The following is a 2,296-nucleotide window of genomic DNA, read 5'->3' as shown; positions in this document are numbered from 1 at the left end:
GCGAATTTAACATTTAGAAATATCAGCCTGAAGACAGCAGTCTTTATAGCCCCCCAACCCCCAATTCTGGGGGAGCATGAACTTAAAGTTACCCATCTGCTACCCTTGTGTAAACAAATATTAATTTGGCCAGCGGTATCAAACTTGGGGGACTTTCGTCATTAGTACCCCCCAGATTTGGGGGGTTAGGGGGGCAAAACCAACTAAACTTCGTAAGTCCTAAAAAAGTCTACTCAACCTTGACTAACCTTAAGGATTTGGATGGGATCCCCTTGGTGCAAGACTTTACCAGCTTCAGAAGCAGGCACGTTTGTATTCACACTTAATTTGTAGAAATGATTGAAACGAGCGCTGGTTGTCCAGGATGGTAGAGTTTCCTTGCGCTTGGCCATGAAAGTCTTTTGGAAATTATCAGTAGCCTCTCCTGTGTGAGGGTCTCGTGCTAAAACAATACAACGTTGACAAGGATTAATTCCTTCTATCAAAGCTTCCCCTACTTTAAACTGAATAGATTGCCCTGATTCGGTAAACAATTGGTCTTCCCAGAAAGCCGGAACTCCTCCAATTTCTAGATTGGCTCTAACCCGACTTCGTATGTCTTCAGGACTTATTTCAGGGAACCAAGAAGCAATGGTTTCAATGGTAGCGCTACTAATAATAGTAGGACCTAGAGCATTGGTATCGTCTGGGAAACCAGTGCTGGTGTTCTGCACTACTTTAACTGGAAAATCGAAGTAATCCTTTAACCAAGCTTCGAGAGCAGTTCGCCCGTGATCAATATGAAAGGTAATGTTTTGGTTTGTGCCCTGAATCTGTAGCGATAGCAATTGGGATTGGATATGGAAGACCGACCGCAGCAAGTGAACTTTGGCATTGCGCTTACCATTGACAAATTTACCTTGCTGATCTAATAGGGCAAATTCCCGGTCATGCTTTAGGGCACCACTTTTGAGGAGAGTTGCGGTTTGGAGTTCAATCCGATCAAGGGATTTAATCGGGTAGATATAGATAGCTTTAAGGTAAGGTAAGCTGTTCAGCATTTAGATTGAGATACCTAAATTCCTCAAAGGGAACAGGGAACAGGGAACAGGGAACAGGTAATAACCAATTTTAATGCACATCAGTTTAGTGTCATTAGTCAGTCTACCACTTTTTTAAAGTAATGCGATAGTTCTAATCTATTAGAAATAAGAGATAAAGAATGATATACCAAGAATAATCAAGACTCCATCAGCTTTATGCTAGTTGTCACTATTTCGATCAAGTAAAGCATTTTTTTATAAACTTGGTAGGTGTCACAGGGCAAATTCATCTTATCAGAGTTAATAAATTAATTAATTTCTAATAATACCGGGCAGATCAAGGAAAGCGATCGCTAATCCGAGCAAGCGATCGCTAATGTTGGTTTTGTTACTTACCTTAAACAAACGTAATAAACTTTCAGTTTTAGTAGAAGAAAGTAGTTAAGCGATCGCTAAGTTATAATAGCAGCTAATTTATGCTATTAAGCCAAATATAGAGGGTTTGCCCCGAGTGGGCGCATCTCATCTTTGTAAAAACATCATTGATCCAGTCTACTTTCTCTAGTATTCATTGAAATAAAGGAGAATTATTCAGGCGATCGCTACCCTATCCTAATTCCCCGCTAAGGTATACTATGGTGGTAATAGTGTTGCAACAATCCTAAGCAATTACTCTACCTCCTGCCACCCTTCAATAGTTGCCATCAGAATATTCACTAGCGGATGGTCAATCGATTCCTTGAATGCCTCTACTCGTCCAGATTTCAGGGAATTGATTACCTTAACTTTTAGTGTTGGGTTATTCTCAATTTTGTCAACAACTTCACCTACAACTATCATCTTCTCTTTGTTTGTTGTAGTGGGATTAGTCTGGGAGACTTGGTCTAGAAGTTGTTGGATTTCTTCTGCTGCTTCAACTAGGGTTTGCTTATGCTCGTTGGCTATTGATAGATCAGCAGTTACAGAATTTCCAGCTATGCCTCCTGTATTGTTAGCGTAATAAACGCTTTGACTAATATTGAAATTGGATGTATTGCTATCTCCAGGCATAATAAAATCTTCTCCTTAATCAATGAGACACTTACTTTTTAGAGTAAAGCACACCAATCGTGTTTCTAGACACAAACTGATTGGGTTTTTCGTTTTCGTCTAGGGACACCCAGATCGATGCAGTCAGGTTAGCAGCTATGTTGTCTTTATATTTTTGATAATGTTGCTCCTTAAGGCTAAAAGAAGCAATGTACTTCAAGTCAGGTTTTTGTGTATTCTGTGTC

3 protein-coding genes are annotated in these 2,296 nt (G+C 39.9%); all 3 read right to left on the bottom strand.

Annotated features, from left to right (window positions below):
- Positions 1–233 precede the first annotated feature (233 nt).
- Positions 234–1,040, bottom strand: coding sequence for an MOSC domain-containing protein (locus F6K37_RS38780; protein WP_071103873.1), 807 nt, complete (start codon positions 1,038–1,040; stop codon positions 234–236).
- 651 nt (positions 1,041–1,691) lie between these two features.
- Positions 1,692–2,072 carry a hypothetical protein gene (locus F6K37_RS38775; RefSeq protein WP_008183020.1) on the bottom strand — a complete coding sequence of 127 codons (381 nt, stop codon included), beginning with the start codon at positions 2,070–2,072 and terminating at the stop codon, positions 1,692–1,694.
- Positions 2,073–2,103: 31 nt separating this feature from the next.
- Positions 2,104–2,296: hypothetical protein (locus F6K37_RS38770; RefSeq protein ID WP_287256514.1), on the bottom strand; the 193-nt coding region annotated here is incomplete at its 5' end.

Source organism: Moorena sp. SIO4E2 (assembly GCF_010671945.1).
Taxonomy (GTDB): Bacteria; Cyanobacteriota; Cyanobacteriia; order Cyanobacteriales; family Coleofasciculaceae; genus Moorena; species Moorena producens.
This window is presented reverse-complemented; position numbering and strand designations above follow the sequence as displayed.